We start from the raw sequence: 17,404 nt of genomic DNA, 5'->3' as shown, positions 1-17,404 counted from the left end.
CAGTGGCGACGAAAACACAGCTCCCGTCGCCACCAAAACACCTACTCGTTATCGGGCAATTCCCGATAATCGAATTCGCTGAATTTCGCAACCCTGTCGTATCCAGAAAGATCGACTGCAGCCAAACCGACGAATGCTCCGGTGAAGAATCCGCCGTATCGACGCAGGATATAGTCGTCCGACAGGATCTTCGCGTCCAGTTTCACGCCCAGATCGACCCATGAAGTCCCATCAAACGAATATTCATACGAATACCACTGCTTGCGCACCTTCGTGCGCAGCCACACGGACTTCACGTCATCCGGCACTGCTGGAGCGGTATCCCGCAGGAACGACGTGTAGTTGTTGAAATCGTTCTGAGCGACCTCAATCACGCGGCATTGCCGCCGCTCGTCCCAAGTCACGAACACCCACGACCAGCATAAATCATCGTAGTAGTTCGTCAGGCCGGCCATCTGGCGGTAGTTCTTCGGATCGAACTCAACCTTTACGGTCGCATCGAAGTTGAACGCCTGCCAACGACGTGCCACCAACGACAGATCGAAAAGGTTGCACAGCGAGCCCTGGCCACGCAGTTCCAACACGCCGCCACCGACCTTGCCCATCTCGCCATCGAACGGCACACGCAGCGTATTCCAATTCAAATCCAACGTATCGGACATGAAATCGTCATGCTGGCTGTGATCCGCAGGTGCCTCGGTCTCGATGGCATCCTTCGGAGCATCCACATAACGCTGTCCGCCATGGCCTCCGACAATATACGGCCAGCCATCCTCGGTCCATTCGACCTTCTGGATGGAGGTTTCACGCCCCAGCGTGCACCAGCCGCGCGGATCAGTGAAGGATTCATTGTCGTGATGCCACGGACGACCGCACAGCGAGGCGTAATACCATTCGCCGGACGGGGTATCGACCAGCGCGCCATGCCCCTGCTTTTGCAGATAGGAACGCGGCGTGTCGAAATTCGTGATGAACGGATTCGACGGCATGCCTTCGAAGGACAACGCGTCCAAAGACTTGGATCGGGCCACGACTTCCTGATGCGTATACACGGTACCGCCTTCAGCGGCGAACAGGTAGTAATAGCCATTGATCTTGTACAGATGTGGTCCCTCGGTGAGTTTGACGTCCGTACCGCGCCAAATCGTACGTTCAGTTTCCGGCTTGAGCTTCATCGTCTTCACATCGAATTCGGTCAGTGTGATGCCGTCGAAGCCATGATGGTACTCACGAAAATCCCAAGTCTGCTGCACCAGATACTTGCGGCCATCGTCGTCATGGAACAGGCTTGCGTCGAAGCCGACACCGTTCACGCGAATCGGCTCGCTCCACGGACCATGGATACTTTCGGCAGTGACCAAATAGTTCGTGCAATCCTTGAACGCACCGTTCACGACCTTCACGTCCGTGTAGATCAGCCAGAATTTGCCGTCCGCATAGGAAAGATCCGGAGCCCAGATGCCACCGGATGACGGATTGCCGCGCATGTCAAGCTGGCTCGTGCGGCTCAGTGGACTCGGCAACAGGTTCCAATGGACCATGTCCTTGGACTCGTGCAGACGGACACCTGGGAACCATTCGAACGTGGAATTGGCGATGTAGTAGGTATCCCCGACCCGAATCATCGAGGGATCGGCATTGAATCCCGGGAGAACGGGGTTTGCGATTTGCATAAAGTACTCCTTTATATGGAACCCTCGGCCATAGGCCGAGGGAGTTGCAAGCAATCAGATGATGATCAGACGTATTCCATGCGGTATTACTGACGGCTACGCTCGTCACGAATCTTCGCGAAATGCTTCTCCGGATCAGGCGCGGCATTAAGCAACACTTTCGTGTAGTCTTGCTGCGGATTCAAAATCACATCATCAGAAGGACCATGTTCAATAATGTTTCCATGACACATCACCATAATCTCATCCGAAAAATGGCGAGCAGTCGCCAGATCATGGGTAATGTACAGCATGCCGATGTGTTCTTCCTGCTGAATTCTAGACAGCAGGTTAAGCACGCCTAACCGCAAAGAAACATCCAACATCGAAACAGGCTCATCCGCAATTAGAACCTTTGGCTTAGGAGCCAATGCACGTGCAATTGCGACGCGCTGACGCTGTCCACCAGACAGCTCATGAGGGCGTCGATACATGAAATTGACGGCAGGCGTTAATTCAACACGTTCCAGCAGTTCGATAACCTTCTGCTCATATTCCTCTTGGCTATTTGCCATGTGATTAATCATAAGAGGACGAAGAATATGGTGGAAAATCGTATGATATGGATTCAAGGAAGCGAACGGATCCTGAAATACCATTTGCACATTATGACGGTATTCATACAAATCCTTACCATGCGTAGGAACAGGCTTGCCGTCCAACGTGATGCTTCCAGAAGTCGGCGTCTCCAAACATGTAATCATTCGGGCGATTGTCGATTTCCCGGAACCAGACTCACCAACAAGAGCAATGGTCTTATCCGAAGCTAACTCGAATGATGCATCCTTCACCGCATGAATCGTCGTGGTTTTCAAACCATTACGCAGGGTGAAATCTTTTTTCACATGCTCAAGCTTCAATACTGACATGATTATTCCTTTCACGCATGGCGTGGAACACGAACGAATGAGCCACGATCTCCTGTCAAAGATGGGAACGAGCTCAGCAACCGTTGTGTATACGGATGCTTCGGATTGAAATACACGTCTTCAGAAACGCCTTGTTCTACGATGACACCATCTTTCATCACAGCAATTTTGTCCGTGATCTCCAAGAGCATCGGCAAATCATGCGTGATAAAAATAACAGAGAAGCCCTTGTCACGGCGCAGTTCCGAAATTTCCTCGATGATTTCACGCTGTACAACAACGTCCAACGCCGTGGTCGGTTCATCCATAATAATCAGCTGCGGCTCAAGAGCCAAAGCCATGGCAATCATCACACGCTGACGCATGCCGCCGGAAAGTTCAAACGGGTAAGCAGCTAGACGATTTGGATCAACATGCACCATCTCAAGCAAATGTGCGCAACGGTCTTGTCGTTCGCTCTTCGCCATCTGAGGACGATGAGTTTTATAAATATCGGCAAGCTGCTTACCAATCTTAGTTACAGGACTTAATGAATTCATGGCGCCCTGAAACACCATGGAGGTTTTCTCCCAACGGTATTCACGCAATGAACGCCCCGACAAAGCACGGATATCAATATCTTTCCCTGACTTATCATGGAAAATCACAGAGCCAGAGTTAATCTTACCCGGAGCTTTCAGCATTTGATTGATGCTATACGCCAATGTACTCTTGCCGCAACCGGATTCACCAGCCAAACCAAGCATCTCACCGCGACGCAATTCGAATGTAGCGTTCTGCACGGCGTGCACCGGATTATCCGTATCGTAGATAACGTCGAGGTTATCGACCGAAAGCAGGATATCAGAATTCTGAGTCGCCATCGTGTTCACCCTTTCCTTCCCTTGCTTTTCTTGGTAGGCTTACGTAGTCGCGGATTGATGACTTCATCGATGGAGAAATTAATGAAGGACAATCCGGCGCCGATGATAGCGATCATCAGTCCCGGTGGCAGGAACCACCACCATGCGCCCGTGTTCAGAGCAGAACCGTTCTGCGCGTAATACAGCATGGTTCCCAGCGAGAAGGATTGGGTCGATCCCAGGCCAATGAAGGACAACGAAGACTCACTCAGGATTGCCATAATAACGGAGAACACAAACTGCGATCCCATCACAGGCAACAGATTAGGCAGAATTTCAACGGTAATCACGCGCCACGGACGTTCACCTGCAATTTTTGCGGCAAGAACATAATCACGCCCACGCATCGACAATGTTTGCGCCCGCAGTACACGGGCACCGCCAGCCCATGCGGTGATTGAAATAACAATGACCAACATCATCGTGCCCTTGGAAGGCATCAATGCAGAAATCACGATGGTCAGAGGCAACCCCGGAATCACCAGCATGATATTGGTAATCAGAGAGAACAAATCATCCCAAATTCCGCCAATATATGTGCCCAAAACACCAAAAATGAACGACAACGCAGTTGCAATCAAGCCAACAGCAAAGCCAATAATCAGAGAGCCACGGACAGAATAGCCAAGCTGAGTGAAAACATCCTGGCCAGACTGCGTAGTGCCCAACCAATGCTGGGCAGATGGCGCAGACAAGCCAATGTCATTGATCTTATTAGGATCCTTCGTGAAGATAGGAACAATAATGGCGAACAAAACCATTGCGATCACAATGGTTAATCCAGCCGTCAATTTTGCAGAACGCTCAGGAAGAACTCGCTTGAGAGAATCCAAAGCGGAGCGACGACGTTTAGCTTGGCTACGAGCCACAGCAGCAGAAGAATTTGTTGCAGACATATTTAACCTCAATCCTGTTGCCGCGTACGTGGATCGATAATGCCGTAAAGCAAATCAATGATAAAGTTCACGACTAGAACAGTAACGGTAATAATCAGGAAGATACCTTGCATCAGCGCGTAATCGTTACTGGTCACTGCTTGCAAAAGCATCTGACCAACACCTGGATAGGAGAACACCTGTTCAGTAAGCAGCGATCCACCCACCACTGCACCGATAGACGTGCCAAAGCCAGAAATGGATGGCAACACTGCATTACGAGCTGCGTAGCACATCATAACGCGTTTAGGACTTAAACCCTTGGCCTCAGCAGTAACAATGTAGTCCTCAGACAACGTGGAGACCATCATATTACGCATACCGACAACACCCATGCCCAGAGAGCTGACAAGAATCGTCAAGGCCGGCAAGATTGCATACTGCACTGCGCTCGAGAAGAATTCCCAAGTGAAGCCGGGCACAACCTCACGATAATTGTATCCGCCTGACTGAGGGAACCAATGCAGCGTACGGGCAAACACCCAAATGAAGATGAGTGCAAGCCAGAAGTAAGGAACAGCTTGGAAAATGGTGGACACAGGGGAAATGATGTTATCAAAAGCGCCACCACGACGCCAACCAGCCCAGATACCAAGAGCCTGTTGAACAAAGAACGATATAATCGTGGTTGTGCCGACAAGACAAATGGTCCAAGGCAGTGCAGAAGCAATGGACGTTGTAACTTGGTTGGGGAAATACGTTACAGATACGCCCCAGTTGCCGGTGAAGATATTCTTCAGATAACCAATATACTGCTGGAAGATGTTGCCTCCATCTTGTCCCAGCATTGCAGTAATCGCTTCCCTTGTTTCGGGCGCAACAGTACCACCTCGCGATGCGAGCCTGGTAAGAACAGCTGAAACCGGATCACCTGGCATCAGTCGCGGGATGGCAAAGTTCAATGTCAAAGCCGCAAACAATGCAACAAGGTAAAATCCTATCTTTTTCAGGTAGAACCTCATGTTACCTCATTTCTACATGGAAAAATGGTGCACAAAACGCACAGCTAAAACGCCTTGTGCACCGTTGATTCATAAAATCCGTCAGGTTACTTCTTAACCTTCAGGTTCTTCAGGACAATGCCCAAATCAGGATTTGCCCAAGTCTGCGGATTAGCATAGACGTTATCGTCTGTCGGCCAACCGGTAACCTTATCGCTCCACACTTCGCTCAGACCGGATTGACGCAGAATCGGGATATACGGCATGTCCTCAAACACCTGAGTCTGAATCTTCTCATATTCAGACTTCTTGGTCGCCACATCAGTGGTGGTATTGATGACATTAAGAGCATCATCCACGGTCTTATTGCTGTAGCGAGCGTAATTAGGCCAAGCGCTTTTACCCACTGCAGCCGTATTGGCAGTGGCATAGAACTGGTTGTAGAACATCCATGGTTCGGCACCTGCGACCCACAGACCATAAATGGACATTTCAAACTGGCCCTGCTGCATCGCCTGAGTCCATTCATTAGAAGACATTTGGTCCGCATGCAGATCAATACCGATTTTTTTCAGCTGCTGCGAGGCGACGTTAATCGCGTTGATCCAGTCAGAGACATCACTCATAACAGCGACTTTGATGCTCAGCTTAACTCCGTCCTTCTGATAGATGCCGTCATCACCCTTCGTATAGCCGGCGTCCTCCAGTATCTTGACGGCTTCATCCGTACGTCCTTTACCTGGAATAGGTGAATCCGGGACGTCATCCGAAGCGTACTTGGTGAACTGTCCATACGGATACAGAGAACCAGCCAGCTCACTGTACTGGCCATTCAGAGCGAGTTTATTAATCTGATTACGATCAAGAGCGTAATAGATAGCCTTGCGCACTGCCGGATCAGTGGTAGGACCACTGCAGCCGAGTTCTTTGTTCGAACAGGTCATGAATGCCATCTGACTAGAAGGAACGTTAACCGTCTTAATATCAGGATATCCCGACAGCACATCATCCATATTCGGGAAGATCGCAGACATCCAGTCCACATCGCCAGCGGTCAAGGCATTTTGAGAAGCTTGGGTGCCACCGGTGATCAGAACATAACGGACGCCATCAATTTCAGGCTTACCTTCATCCCAGTAGTACGGATTCTTCTTAAACGTGTAAGCGGTTGGGGAAAAGTTCCCGCCCTTAACTGTGAAAGGCCCAGAGCCAACAGCGTCTTTATTGGTATAGGTCACCGGATCATCGATCTTTTCCCACACATGCTTCGGAACAATCATCGTGCCGGACAGATACGACAGAGCATTCACCGATTCAGGCTTGTCCAAAGTGATACGAACTTCCGTATCGCTAAGGACCTTGGCAGAGCCAGCAAAGCCACTGGTATTCAAAGCCTTGTTGGAATTAAGGAGGTTGAATGTGTATGCAACATCTTCGGTAGTGTAAGGTTCGCCATCAGACCACTTTTCACCGTCACGAATCGTTACATCAATAGTTTTCGCATCGTCACTGATAGTGTAGGATTTACCCATTAGCGGTTCCAGCTTAGTAGGGTCGTCCTTAAGGTTGTTCATATAGAACAATGGCTCGTACAGAGCACCGACCACACCGGTCAAAGCTGTAGAAGAGAACGGATTATAATTCAACGACGCCTGCGAAGTTGAATTCATAACACTGTTGATAATGACTCCGTCCTTCGCGGTGTTATTAGTACCTCCGCCGCAAGCAGCCATTGAAACGGCCGCTACACCAGCGCAAACAGCAGCAAGCACTCGTTTCCAAGTTCTTGACTTCATCATGTCTTTCTCCTTTGGTGACATGCATGAACACACATCGTCATGTTTCATAGATGCTTTAGCATTTCAGTTAAAGCACTACTTGATTATATGACTTGATTTTCAAGAAAGTCAAGTCACTTAACTAAATACTTAAAATTTTTTGTTACGAAAGTTCTATATGCAAATATTTACGAAACTTTCGAATAGATTTAAGTAAATCAGGGACGACGCCCTGCGGCCTAGCCTACGCCGTTCACTTTGCCATCAGCGACATCAACAGCTGCGCATAATCATAAGACGCATGGGCGTTGGACTCCCCCTGACTCCGCAGATAAAAGGCTTCCAGCGATTGCCGGAAGCCCTTTTGCATATCGACTTAGCGCGCCAAACGTTCAGCAGCGGAAGCGATCGCCTCGTCGCTGGCGGTGGCGGAGAAACGCAGACATTCCGGCGCACCATAGAACTCGCCGGGACTGGCGATGATGCCAATCTTGGCAAGCTGCTCCATATCGGTCCAACAATCGCCCGACTTGGCTCTTACCCACACATACAATGCACCATCCGGCATGTCGGTGCAGTATCCGTAAGCACGCAACGCGCTCACCAACACGCTGAGACGTTCCCGATAGCGCGCATGCTGAACCTTGACGGATTCCAGATCACGCAATCCGGCAGCCATCGCAGCCTGCACCGGACCAGGAATAATCTGACCAATTTGCTTGCGATATGCACTCATCGATGCAATCAAAGACTCATCTCCGGCAATGAACGCGGTACGATACCCAGCCATATTGCTCTGCTTGCTCAACGAATAAAGCACCAGCACGCCCTCGGCGGAGCCCAAACACACATCGTCACAAAGCGCGCACGGCGTCGACGCAAGTGAATCAGCTTCACCTTCAGCACCATTCACAGCACCCCTCCACTGCATCAGCGCATAGCATTCGTCGGAAAGCACCACCGCGCCGATCTCACGCGCAGCTGCGACAATGCCAGCCATCCGCTCGGCCGAATACACCTCGCCCGTCGGATTGCAAGGGGAATTCACCCACACCGCTTTGACACCAGGCACATTGCGCCACGACGCAACATCAGCCACATCGTCGACCTTAAGCACCTTCGCCCCAGCCAACTGCGTGCCGATCTCATACGTCGGGTACGAAACCTTCGGCTGCACCACAACATCATCCTCACCGAAATGCAGTAGCGACGCCATCAACGCAACACCCTCTTTGGAGCCGACGGTAGGCACCACATCAGCATGAATCGCCTGCAAATCAACATTGCGAGTCGCCGAAAACCATTCAGCAATCGCAGTACGTAAATCGGCAGTACCTGCAGTAGCCGGATATCCATACGCATTCGGATCATTCGCCGCCGCTGCGAGCGCCTTGCGCACCGAGTCGGGCACAGGATCGACGGGAGATCCCACGGACAGGTCGATCATGCCTCCGAACGCAGCTTTTGCCGTGCGCTTGTATGCTGCGATACGCGACCAATCGTATGGCGAAGAAAACTCATGAAAGCCCATCGTGAAAACTCCTTAATAATCCTCTATAAACAAAATATGCGGCCTCTTCCAACGGGAAAAGGCCGCTTTCAAATGCCAATCACTGATTTTGCGGCGGCAGAGCAGCTACCTGCTCCGGATCCTTGCCGATCGGGCCGGCTGCGGAAGCGCCGCCCATATCACCAACTTCGGCGAAGAAGCTGACTGCGGCATCCTTGTACCAAGCCCACTCGTCTGGCAGATCGTCTTCATAGAAGATGGCTTCGGTCGGGCACACCGGTTCGCATGCACCGCAATCCACGCATTCGTTCGGATTGATATACAGGGAACGGGAGCCCTCATAGATGCAATCGACCGGGCATTCGTCCACGCAGGCCTTGTCTTTGACATCGACGCACGGCTGAGCGACAACGTATGGCATGGTTACCTCCTTAACACTTACCGTTCAAGACTACTCTTAATTGCCAACTTCCAGCTCTCCCGTACCGAGTCGGGCGTGGCGGTAGCCGTAGCCGAAGTAGATGCAGAAGCCGACCGCAAGCCAGACCACGAATCGAATCCAGGTGAGCACGCTCAGGTTGAGCATGAGCCAGATGTTGGCGAGCGCGATGATGATAGGCACCCATGGATTGCCGGGGATTTTGAAGACTCGCTTCAGGTCGGGGCGCTTCTTGCGCATGATTGGAATAGAGATTGAAACAAGGGTGAATGCCGACAGCGTGCCGATGTTCACCATGTCGGCAAGGATACTGACGTTGCAGCTGGCTGCGATGAGCGCCATGACCACGCCGACGGCAATCTGCAGACGTACTGGAGTGCCGTGCTTGCCCGTGTGACTGAGCGAGCGCGGCAGCAGGCCATCTCGGCTCATGGCGAACACCACGCGGGTCAGGCCGAGCAGCAGCACCATGACCACGGTTGCCAGGCCGATCACAATGCCGAAACTGATGATTTTGGCGGCCCAGTCAGCGCCGACCATTTCGAATGCCGTGGCGAGCGACGGGTCTTTCTGCTTGGCGAGGTCTTTGTAGGAGACCATGCCGGTGGTGACAATGGCAACGAGGGTGTAGAGCACGATGATCAGTCCCATGCCCACGCCGATGCCCAGCGGAACATTCTTCTTCGGATTGACGGTTTCTTCGGAGGTGGTGGCGACCACATCGAAGCCGAGGAACGCGAAGAACACGAGCGCGGCTCCGGAGATGATGCCGGCAATGCCGTAAATGCTGGGGGTCATGCCGGTGGCCCACTGCCATAATGGCTGCTCCATGGTTGCGGTCAACCCGGATCCGGTGGCGGTCGCTGGTTCGCTCGGTGGAATGAATGGGGTGAAGTTTTCGGCTTTGACGTAGAAGAATCCGACGATTACAACGAATAGCACGATGGCGATTTTCAGTATGGTGAGCGCGCCGTCGACTCGTGCGCCGATTTTCGTACCGCACACCAAGAGTGCCGTGAAGAAAGCTACGACGATGATTGGCGCGAAATCGAAATTGAATGATCCGATGGTGATGTTGGTGTTGATATTCCAGCCAACCAGCCGGAAGAAATCGTTGAGATAGACGCCCCAATATTTGGAGACGACGGAGCCTGCCATCAGCATTTCAAGGATCAGATCCCAGCCGATCACCCACGCGACGATCTCACCGACGGTGGTGTAGGTGAAGGTGTAGGCGGATCCCGCAACCGGAATCATGGACGCGAATTCGGCATAGCACATTACGGCCGCACCACATACCACGCCGGCGATGAGGAAGCTGATGATTACGGCCGGACCCGCATGGAAGGCTGCCGCCTGGGCTCCGATGGAGAAGATGCCCGCGCCGACTGCCACGGCCACGCCCATAATGGCCAAATCCCACCAGGTCAGGTCTCGTTTCAGGGAATGCCCCGACTCCTCTGTTTCCGCCAGCGTCTGCTCGACGGATTTCTTGCGTAATACGTTCATTACGTTTCCCTTCTCCCTTCGTTCTTACGTTTACTTGAGGCTCATGCCGATGACGACCGGCTCTGGAACGAGACGGATGCCGTACGCCCGCTCGACACCATCCTGCACGGTTTTGGCAAGCTTCACGATATCGGCTGCTGAGGCTCCTCCTCGGTTGGTCAACGCCAACGTATGCATGGTGGACAGTCCCGCAGTAGCGTTTTCGCTGGTTTTGTAGCCTTTATGGAAGCCTGCATGATCGATAAGCCATGCTGCGGACGTTTTGACTCCAGGCGTGCCATCCGGCAGGGTAGCGCTGAATCGCGGCGCATCTTCGGGAAGCTTTGCCGCCTGCTCTTTGGGGAGAATCGGATTCATGAAGAAGCTGCCACAGCTATGGCGATTATAGTCGGGTTCGTCATTGCCTGCCTGTGTACGCTGCGCATTATGCGCGATGGCGACCAGTTCGCTTTTTTTGGTGCCGCGCATGGCTTCGGTCAAGTAACGGTGGGAATCCTCAAGCATGCCCTTGGAGGCACGTACGTTCAATACCGCGTTGCGAATATCCGTTGTCGACATGCGTTCGCCCACTTCCACGCCCAATGCCTTGGCGAGCTGCCCGTAGCCGACCACACCGGTTGCGCTGTGATGCAAAGCGAAGGTGACGGACAACACCACGTAACGCGGCGTCGGGAAGAAGTCGGCTGCGGGCGTGGCCGGAGCGCTGTACATGCTGGCTTTGAGCGCACTCATACGGTAACCGAAATGCAGTTCCTGATTGGTGAGCTCTTTGGTTTGCTTGTCTTTGCGGTCCCAGACTTCCACGCTTTCGACGCTGGATGCGACCTCTTGGCCGTATGCGCCAATATTCTGCACCACTGACGCGCCGACGGTGCCCGGAATGCCGGAAAGTCCTTCCACGCCTTCCAGGCCAAGCCCGACGCAGTAGTCGACGAAATCATCCCAATTGCATCCGGCTTCGGCGTTGACATGCACGATTTTTTCGTCGTTTTCGGCAGGCGCTGCCTCATCAAGCACACTTACGGCGTGTCGCGCATCACGGACCACGACGCCATCGAACGGCGTGTCGGCCACGAGCATGTTGGATCCGCCTCCGATCACGCACAACGGCAAGCCTTTGGCGTCGGCATCTTCAACGGCTTCAATAACGCCGACACGCGAGGTCGGTTCAATAAAGGATGCGATTGGCCCGCCTACGGCAATAGTGGTGAGATCTGCGAAATTAGTCATGGTGATTAGCTTAGCGTGCGGGGAAGGCAGCTGAAAAGGTGTCAAGAGGGGTTTCGGAGAAAACAAAAAAACCCGACCAATTGGTCGGGTTGAAAGCTTTGAACTCGCTCAGCGGGTCTCGCGATGCACGGTCTGCTTACCGCAGCGGGAGCAGAACTTCTTCAGCTCAAGACGATCCGGCGTATTACGGCGGTTCTTCGTCGTGATGTAGTTACGCTCCTTGCACTCGGTGCATGCCAGCGTGATGCCCGGACGAATGTCGGCGCTCTTGCTTGCCATTTAAGTTCACCTCTTGTGGTTCGTTGCTATGCCGACGTTCCGTCGACCTTTGTAGCGAGAAAGAGACTCGAACTCTTGACCTTACGATTATGAGTCGTACGCTCTAGCCAGCTGAGCTATCCCGCCATGAGAGCCTCGAGTGAGAATCGGACTCACGACCTCTTCCTTACCAAGGAAGTGCTCTACCACTGAGCTATCGAGGCGTGGCGGATAGTGGATTCGAACCACTGAAGCACGAGGCGACTGATTTACAGTCAGTTCCCTTTGACCGCTTGGGAAATCCGCCGTGCTGCCTGTTTGGTTGAACCCGAACCGGCAACCCGTTTAGTATGCCACAGACCATGCGAATAATGCAAATACGGCGTGTCGCAACAGCTCAAAAAGTCTCAAATCGTTGAAATTCCAACGTTTTCCCACTATCAGCCACATGTCAGCGCCAATCAGAGCAAATCCTCACGAAAAAAATCCCGAAAAGAAAAATCATGAGTATTTTTTCTGGACTTTCCTGCAGACCGTTTGAACAGCGATGCCAACACCAGCACGCCAATGCCGATGAACATGGCACGCATTGACCGCGCACAGCCTATTGCAGGAACTTCAAGCGCTTGAAATCAACAAGACCCCGCCAACGGCAACGATTGTTCACCAATCGTTCGCTGACGGGGTCTTCAAACAGCTACGCGCTACGCTCAGCCGAGAATGGCCAGAATATCGCGGGCGGAGACGATCAGGTAATCCTCACCCTGATAGTGCACCTCGGTGCCGCCATACTTGGAGTACAGCACCTTGTCGCCGACCTTGACGTCGACCGGAATGCGCTCGCCGGCGTCGTTACGACGGCCCGGGCCGACAGCCAGGACTTCACCCTGCTGCGGCTTCTCCTTGGCGTTGTCCGGAATGAACAGACCGGATGCGGTCTGGGTCTCGGCTTCCGCCTGCTTGACGATGATCTTGTCTTCCAACGGTGTGAGTGAGATCGACACTGTGGACCTCCTCTTTCTAAGAGAAATCGTTACTTACCGCGCCGGGACCCGCTTGCAAGAGGCTGACGATCACTTACGGCGTCGTCCTTCCGCGCTGAGACATATCCTAGCGCGATTATTAGCACTCTGCCAACTCGAGTGCTAACGCTGAGAGCAAAATATACGAAAAAGCCTGAAACTATTCGGTTTCAGGCTAATGTTCTTTACGCTTGTTTGCACGTTTCGTGCGTTTCGTACGTTCGCTTTCCCTCCGTCATGCACCACGACGGGCCATAATGGATGCCAAGCCCACACCCAGAGAATCGGAGGTGACGCTGGGAGCCTCGACGTCGGCGCTGACCTCGGCGTCGTGGAATCCCACGGCATCCACGTCCCGCAGATGCACACCAGCCTCCACGCGGGCGGCGGCCTCGTCGGAATCCATGCTGCTGATCGCGTCGGTTGGCACAATCAACGGCTCGATATTGTCGGAAACCGCACTCGCAGTCGGAGGCACGGCCTTGGCCACCTGACGGGTGGATTTGATTTCCATGCTTTCCGGAGCGGCCTGCACGATATCGTTGCCGTCGCGCGGCGCGCCCAGCGAAAACGAAATCAGATCCTGCGACGCGTTCATCACAGTGGGCGACGACATATCGTCACGGGGGTCCACATTCTCGGTTTTGGCGATTTCATCCCGCTCATCGTGGATGGACAGACCGTTCGTCTCACTCGGCACGACTTGCGCATCCACAATATTCGCTTCAGTATCGGTTTTCGCCTCAGGCGTCTCCTTACGCTTGCTTACGGCAGCATCGCGGTCGACCTTGCCGCGATCGATCGCCTGACGAATCTCACCTTCCGGCATAACATCGGTCGGCACCTGAGATTCGGCGATCCTACGAATTTCCTCAAGCTCCTGCTCCCGCAAACGCGAGCGCTCCGCCTGTTCCTCTTGGGCACGCTTGCGCTCCGCCGCAGCCCGCTTCCTCATCTTGGAACGATACTTGGCGACCTTATGCTCCCACGCTGCGGCCTGCTTGGCGGCCCTCACCCCCAAAGCGAGCACTCCGGCAAGCAGCGATGCGGGAATCAAAGCAAACAACGGACTGAAATGCAACACAAACGCGCACATCAACACGACGATTGTGATCACCAGCATCGAGACAACAATAATCCGTCTTCTGCGGATCGCGGCACGACGAAGGGCACGGACATGCGCGATCCTTTCGTCGGTCAGCTTGCCCTCATGCGTCTCGTTGGACTGCATTATCGCCCCTTTCGCCTTTGCGGCGGTCTCATCGGAGAATCGCGTTCCACTGTCGGCATCCACCAGATGCAGCGACGGCGAAAAGCGGTCCTCTCGGTGCTCGATTACCCGCTTCATGCCTTTGACCGTCCGTTTGGGCAGCCAGAAAGCCATGAGAATAATCACAATCGCAAGCACCACAACCGTGCTTAACGATTCATAACCCATAACTCATAAGAATAGGTGACATTCCGACATTCTTCGGGGCACACGCCCCCGCGTGTCGAACATGTGCGTCGAAAGCGCGGGTTGAACCTCGTCAACGGCTCACTCGCCCATCAACCGTGCGGTGAAACCGTTTGGCGCGCACTCCGGCAGCAACGCGTACGATTCATGATCACGCCATTGCCCGTTGACGAACATGTACGATGTGCGCACACCCTCATAACATGCTCCCACCTTGAGCGCGACCTTGCGGGAACGCGCGTTTTCGGGAAGCAGGTCGATCTCCATGCGATGCAATTGCGGTCCGGAAGGATCGAACATCGCCCAATCAGCCAACAACGCGACGGCCATAGGAGCATATCCACGACCTGCGCAACGTTCGTCGATCCAGTAGCCGACCACACCAGTGCGCATGGCGCCATAACAGATCGCTCCCAGCGAAATCTGGCCGATGATACGTCTATGCTGCTCAATGGCGAACACCACTCCGGTGCCGTTTCGCTCGTTGCGCCGCATCGCGCGCACCCACTCATTGAACGACATCGACGCGCCATGCAACGGGTCGCCGGATTCCCACGGCTTCAGCCAGTCGTCATTACGCCAACGGACGTCGTTCCATTCGTCGCAGTCGTCGAAGGTCAGCGGCCGCAGGATTATGGGAACGTGGAGCCCGTGCGATTGGATGAACCGCGGAACATCGATGGCATTGGATTCCGAACGCATCATGCCGCGCAAAGATTGCAAAATCGTCACGCTTTCATTCTGCCATGCGCATAACATTTTCGTTTTCGCGCAACCATCCCGTGGTACAACATGCGATATGACCCCGAATATGCAAACCGATGTCGCAGGCGACAGCACGCGTGACGAAACCGCAACGCAACGCGATCTGAAAAGGCAATGGCGCAAGAACGCAATCGCAAGAAGAAAACGGACAAGTCCTGAGGAACGGATGGAAGCCGGTCGAAAACTGGCCGAGCAGGCACGGCAGGCGAATCTCATCCATTCATTCACCACGGTGGCCGCATTCGCATCCATGGGTAGCGAAATGTCGATGACACCAATGCTGCAGGCGCTTTTCGATTCGAACTGCCGCGTACTCGTTCCACGGCTTGGAGAAGGCACGGATATTGGTTGGAGCGAGCTTGACAGCATCCACGATCTGCGCGATCAGACCAACAGCGACGGCTCCACCAACACACATCGTCCGCAGGAACCCAGCAACAGCGTATGTGGGCCCGAAGCGTTGAAAAACGCTGGACTGATCATCGTTCCCGCTTTTGCCGTCGATCATGAGGGATTCCGTTTGGGGCGTGGCGGAGGATGGTACGATCGGGCACTTGAATACCGTGCGGTCGGATCGCGCGTGGTAGCGGTCTGCTGGCCCTGGGAGCCGGCCGACAAGCCGGTGCCACATGAAGCGCACGACATTCCCGTTGACGGAGTGCTTACGCCGGATGGATTCACGGAGGTTCGCCAATAAACCATTCGTGAACAAGACGTTCATGCGGCCGTCTCAGGGAGCGTACTAGGATATGTCCCGTTAAGAAATTTGAGAACCTGATTGAAGCGAGGATACTTTGCCTACTTATCATTACCGTTGCAAGAACTGCAAATACGATTTCACCGAGCAGCAGTCGTTCACCGACGACCCGATCACCATCTGCCCCGAATGCGGCGAGGAACAGGTCCGCAAGGTGTATTCCGCACCGCCAATCGAATTCAAGGGATCCGGTTTCTACCGCACCGACAAATCCAAGTGAGCTCAATCACATAATTCAAACAAGCTCAACCCTTGGAAAACAAGGCGACATGTCGAAGCCTGTGGATAACTCACATCCTCCGACCACAACCCTTGATTCGGCTTGCGCAACAGCTATTCGTAAGGTCATCATGCATGCATGGTGACCTTTTTTCATGATTTGTTGCAACGTCTGCAGGACATGGATGGCAGGCGAACGACCGATGGCACGCGGACTGCGTCCCATCGGCGACGGAGGAATGCACGATTGCACCGGCTGCTCGCCGCGGTCTGTGCCGGACTTGCCGTATTCGCAGCCCTGCAGTGTGTACGATTGACGATTTCCACGCAACCGGTTGTCATCGCAGCGCAGCCCATTGCGAAAGGTAGCGTGATTACCGCGGATTCGCTCGCATTGCGTGATCTTCCGTATGACGAGGCCTTACGTAACGTTTTCCATGATTGCGACGATGCCGTCGGGCTAATCGCCCAAGTGGACGTTGCGGAAGGTGGCATCGTCACGTCGACCATGGCACGCGCCTCTCCCGTTGTTCCCGAAGGATACACGGCGATCGAAGTGCGATTGGCAAGTTCCGCCGACAATCTGTCGCTTGGCGATATCGTGACGCTTTCCAGCGCCACGATATTCGGCGAGGCAACACCGGAAGCATCCCCGGATACAGATGCCGTGACGCTGCGCGAACTATGCTCGGGCGCGATCCTGACCGCGAAACCCTCGCGCGATGCGGACGGCAACACCCTTGCAGTGTTTGCCATGCCTCCTCATGAGGCGGCGACCGTTTTGCAGGCTCAAGAGTACAGTGCGATTATCGCCATCGTCAGTTCGTGACGGCAACGAAGCAAATCCCACGCGAATGTCAGCGTCCCCTCTCGGAGAACACGCCCCAATGCGGCGGCAGTTCACCCAGAATACGCTTGTCGTCATCCGCATTGCGCTGACGTTCGGTGAGCACATCGGACGGTTCGAGCTTAACGCCGTCCGCATCGAACAGCTCAGTGCCCTGGCGGATCACACGCTTGTGCTTGCGTGCCGTTCGGCGAGTGGCGCAATAGCCGGACACCACGCGAACGGCAGGCTGGTCAGTTTCCTGGGAAGACTCCT

General features: G+C 53.8%; 18 protein-coding genes and 3 tRNA genes. 3 read left to right on the top strand and 18 right to left on the bottom strand.

Going from position 1 to position 17,404, the window contains the following annotated elements:
• Positions 1–41 precede the first annotated feature (41 nt).
• From BBCT_RS01465 to BBCT_RS01385, 17 genes are all read right to left on the bottom strand, one after another.
• Positions 42–1,673, bottom strand: coding sequence for a glycoside hydrolase family 43 protein (locus BBCT_RS01465; RefSeq protein WP_003836041.1), 1,632 nt, complete (start codon positions 1,671–1,673; stop codon positions 42–44).
• Between the two features lie 86 nt (positions 1,674–1,759).
• A complete protein-coding gene (locus BBCT_RS01460; RefSeq protein ID WP_231858074.1) occupies positions 1,760–2,581 on the bottom strand; it encodes an ABC transporter ATP-binding protein in 822 nt (273 codons plus the stop codon).
• Positions 2,582–2,592: 11 nt separating this feature from the next.
• On the bottom strand, positions 2,593–3,444 hold the full coding sequence (locus BBCT_RS01455; protein WP_003836043.1) for an ABC transporter ATP-binding protein: 852 nt from the start codon (positions 3,442–3,444) through the stop codon (positions 2,593–2,595).
• 5 nt (positions 3,445–3,449) lie between these two features.
• Positions 3,450–4,379 carry an ABC transporter permease gene (locus BBCT_RS01450; RefSeq protein ID WP_226678156.1) on the bottom strand — a complete coding sequence of 310 codons (930 nt, stop codon included), beginning with the start codon at positions 4,377–4,379 and terminating at the stop codon, positions 3,450–3,452.
• 8 nt (positions 4,380–4,387) lie between these two features.
• Positions 4,388–5,380, bottom strand: coding sequence for an ABC transporter permease (locus tag BBCT_RS01445; protein ID WP_003836045.1), 993 nt, complete (start codon positions 5,378–5,380; stop codon positions 4,388–4,390).
• A gap of 86 nt (positions 5,381–5,466) precedes the next feature.
• Positions 5,467–7,158 carry an ABC transporter substrate-binding protein gene (locus tag BBCT_RS01440; protein WP_226678154.1) on the bottom strand — a complete coding sequence of 564 codons (1,692 nt, stop codon included), beginning with the start codon at positions 7,156–7,158 and terminating at the stop codon, positions 5,467–5,469.
• A gap of 355 nt (positions 7,159–7,513) precedes the next feature.
• Positions 7,514–8,668: a succinyldiaminopimelate transaminase gene (gene dapC, locus BBCT_RS01435; RefSeq protein ID WP_003836047.1), complete on the bottom strand. Its 1,155-nt coding sequence runs from the start codon at positions 8,666–8,668 to the stop codon at positions 7,514–7,516.
• A gap of 79 nt (positions 8,669–8,747) precedes the next feature.
• Complete coding sequence (gene fdxA, locus BBCT_RS01430) at positions 8,748–9,068, bottom strand: ferredoxin (RefSeq protein WP_003836048.1); 321 nt, start codon at positions 9,066–9,068, stop codon at positions 8,748–8,750.
• Between the two features lie 36 nt (positions 9,069–9,104).
• The gene (locus BBCT_RS01425) at positions 9,105–10,595 is read right to left on the bottom strand and encodes an APC family permease (protein WP_003836049.1); all 1,491 of its coding nucleotides are present in this window, start codon (positions 10,593–10,595) and stop codon (positions 9,105–9,107) included.
• 30 nt (positions 10,596–10,625) lie between these two features.
• Complete coding sequence (locus BBCT_RS01420; RefSeq protein ID WP_003836050.1) at positions 10,626–11,825, bottom strand: UDP-N-acetylmuramate dehydrogenase; 1,200 nt, start codon at positions 11,823–11,825, stop codon at positions 10,626–10,628.
• Between the two features lie 108 nt (positions 11,826–11,933).
• Positions 11,934–12,104 carry a 50S ribosomal protein L33 gene (rpmG, locus tag BBCT_RS01415; RefSeq protein ID WP_003807891.1) on the bottom strand — a complete coding sequence of 57 codons (171 nt, stop codon included), beginning with the start codon at positions 12,102–12,104 and terminating at the stop codon, positions 11,934–11,936.
• 52 nt (positions 12,105–12,156) lie between these two features.
• Positions 12,157–12,230: transfer RNA gene (locus BBCT_RS01410), tRNA-Met, on the bottom strand.
• Positions 12,231–12,235: 5 nt separating this feature from the next.
• Positions 12,236–12,307: transfer RNA gene (locus BBCT_RS01405), tRNA-Thr, on the bottom strand.
• Between the two features lies 1 nt (position 12,308).
• Positions 12,309–12,390, bottom strand: a tRNA-Tyr gene (locus BBCT_RS01400).
• 403 nt (positions 12,391–12,793) lie between these two features.
• Positions 12,794–13,087 (bottom strand): co-chaperone GroES, encoded by a 294-nt coding sequence (gene groES, locus BBCT_RS01395; protein WP_011742802.1) that lies wholly within the window; start codon positions 13,085–13,087, stop codon positions 12,794–12,796.
• Positions 13,088–13,340: 253 nt separating this feature from the next.
• Positions 13,341–14,543, bottom strand: coding sequence for a hypothetical protein (locus BBCT_RS01390; protein WP_003836052.1), 1,203 nt, complete (start codon positions 14,541–14,543; stop codon positions 13,341–13,343).
• Positions 14,544–14,642: 99 nt separating this feature from the next.
• Complete coding sequence (locus tag BBCT_RS01385) at positions 14,643–15,266, bottom strand: GNAT family N-acetyltransferase (protein WP_128805853.1); 624 nt, start codon at positions 15,264–15,266, stop codon at positions 14,643–14,645.
• A gap of 94 nt (positions 15,267–15,360) precedes the next feature.
• On the opposite strand from BBCT_RS01385, the gene BBCT_RS01380 reads away from it, so the two are divergent.
• The 3 genes from BBCT_RS01380 (at position 15,361) to BBCT_RS01370 (ending at position 17,131) form a co-directional block, all read left to right on the top strand.
• Positions 15,361–16,023 (top strand): 5-formyltetrahydrofolate cyclo-ligase, encoded by a 663-nt coding sequence (locus BBCT_RS01380; RefSeq protein ID WP_003836054.1) that lies wholly within the window; start codon positions 15,361–15,363, stop codon positions 16,021–16,023.
• A 97-nt stretch (positions 16,024–16,120) separates the two neighbouring features.
• Complete coding sequence (locus BBCT_RS01375; RefSeq protein ID WP_003836055.1) at positions 16,121–16,303, top strand: FmdB family zinc ribbon protein; 183 nt, start codon at positions 16,121–16,123, stop codon at positions 16,301–16,303.
• A 246-nt stretch (positions 16,304–16,549) separates the two neighbouring features.
• Complete coding sequence (locus BBCT_RS01370) at positions 16,550–17,131, top strand: SAF domain-containing protein (protein WP_231858073.1); 582 nt, start codon at positions 16,550–16,552, stop codon at positions 17,129–17,131.
• A 28-nt stretch (positions 17,132–17,159) separates the two neighbouring features.
• Here BBCT_RS01370 and BBCT_RS01365 read toward each other — a convergent pair whose 3' ends face one another.
• Complete coding sequence (locus tag BBCT_RS01365) at positions 17,160–17,363, bottom strand: hypothetical protein (protein WP_047750707.1); 204 nt, start codon at positions 17,361–17,363, stop codon at positions 17,160–17,162.
• Positions 17,364–17,404: the final 41 nt, after the last annotated feature.

The sequence above is a fragment of the Bifidobacterium catenulatum DSM 16992 = JCM 1194 = LMG 11043 genome (assembly GCF_001025195.1).
Classification (GTDB): domain Bacteria; phylum Actinomycetota; class Actinomycetes; order Actinomycetales; family Bifidobacteriaceae; genus Bifidobacterium; species Bifidobacterium catenulatum.
The sequence above is the reverse complement of the archived record's forward strand: the minus strand, read 5'-3'. Positions and strand labels throughout refer to the sequence as shown.

Coding starts and splice junctions, on each gene's coding strand:
- BBCT_RS01465 (WP_003836041.1), bottom strand. CDS start 1,673: ATGCAAATCGCAAACCCCGTTCTCCCGGGATTCAATGCCGATCCCTCG.
- BBCT_RS01460 (WP_231858074.1), bottom strand. CDS start 2,581: ATGTCAGTATTGAAGCTTGAGCATGTGAAAAAAGATTTCACCCTGCGT.
- BBCT_RS01455 (WP_003836043.1), bottom strand. CDS start 3,444: ATGGCGACTCAGAATTCTGATATCCTGCTTTCGGTCGATAACCTCGAC.
- BBCT_RS01450 (WP_226678156.1), bottom strand. CDS start 4,379: ATGTCTGCAACAAATTCTTCTGCTGCTGTGGCTCGTAGCCAAGCTAAA.
- BBCT_RS01445 (WP_003836045.1), bottom strand. CDS start 5,380: ATGAGGTTCTACCTGAAAAAGATAGGATTTTACCTTGTTGCATTGTTT.
- BBCT_RS01440 (WP_226678154.1), bottom strand. CDS start 7,158: ATGATGAAGTCAAGAACTTGGAAACGAGTGCTTGCTGCTGTTTGCGCT.
- dapC (WP_003836047.1), bottom strand. CDS start 8,668: ATGGGCTTTCATGAGTTTTCTTCGCCATACGATTGGTCGCGTATCGCA.
- fdxA (WP_003836048.1), bottom strand. CDS start 9,068: ATGCCATACGTTGTCGCTCAGCCGTGCGTCGATGTCAAAGACAAGGCC.
- BBCT_RS01425 (WP_003836049.1), bottom strand. CDS start 10,595: ATGAACGTATTACGCAAGAAATCCGTCGAGCAGACGCTGGCGGAAACA.
- BBCT_RS01420 (WP_003836050.1), bottom strand. CDS start 11,825: ATGACTAATTTCGCAGATCTCACCACTATTGCCGTAGGCGGGCCAATC.
- rpmG (WP_003807891.1), bottom strand. CDS start 12,104: ATGGCAAGCAAGAGCGCCGACATTCGTCCGGGCATCACGCTGGCATGC.
- BBCT_RS01390 (WP_003836052.1), bottom strand. CDS start 14,543: ATGGGTTATGAATCGTTAAGCACGGTTGTGGTGCTTGCGATTGTGATT.
- BBCT_RS01385 (WP_128805853.1), bottom strand. CDS start 15,266: ATGATGCGTTCGGAATCCAATGCCATCGATGTTCCGCGGTTCATCCAA.
- BBCT_RS01380 (WP_003836054.1), top strand. CDS start 15,361: ATGACCCCGAATATGCAAACCGATGTCGCAGGCGACAGCACGCGTGAC.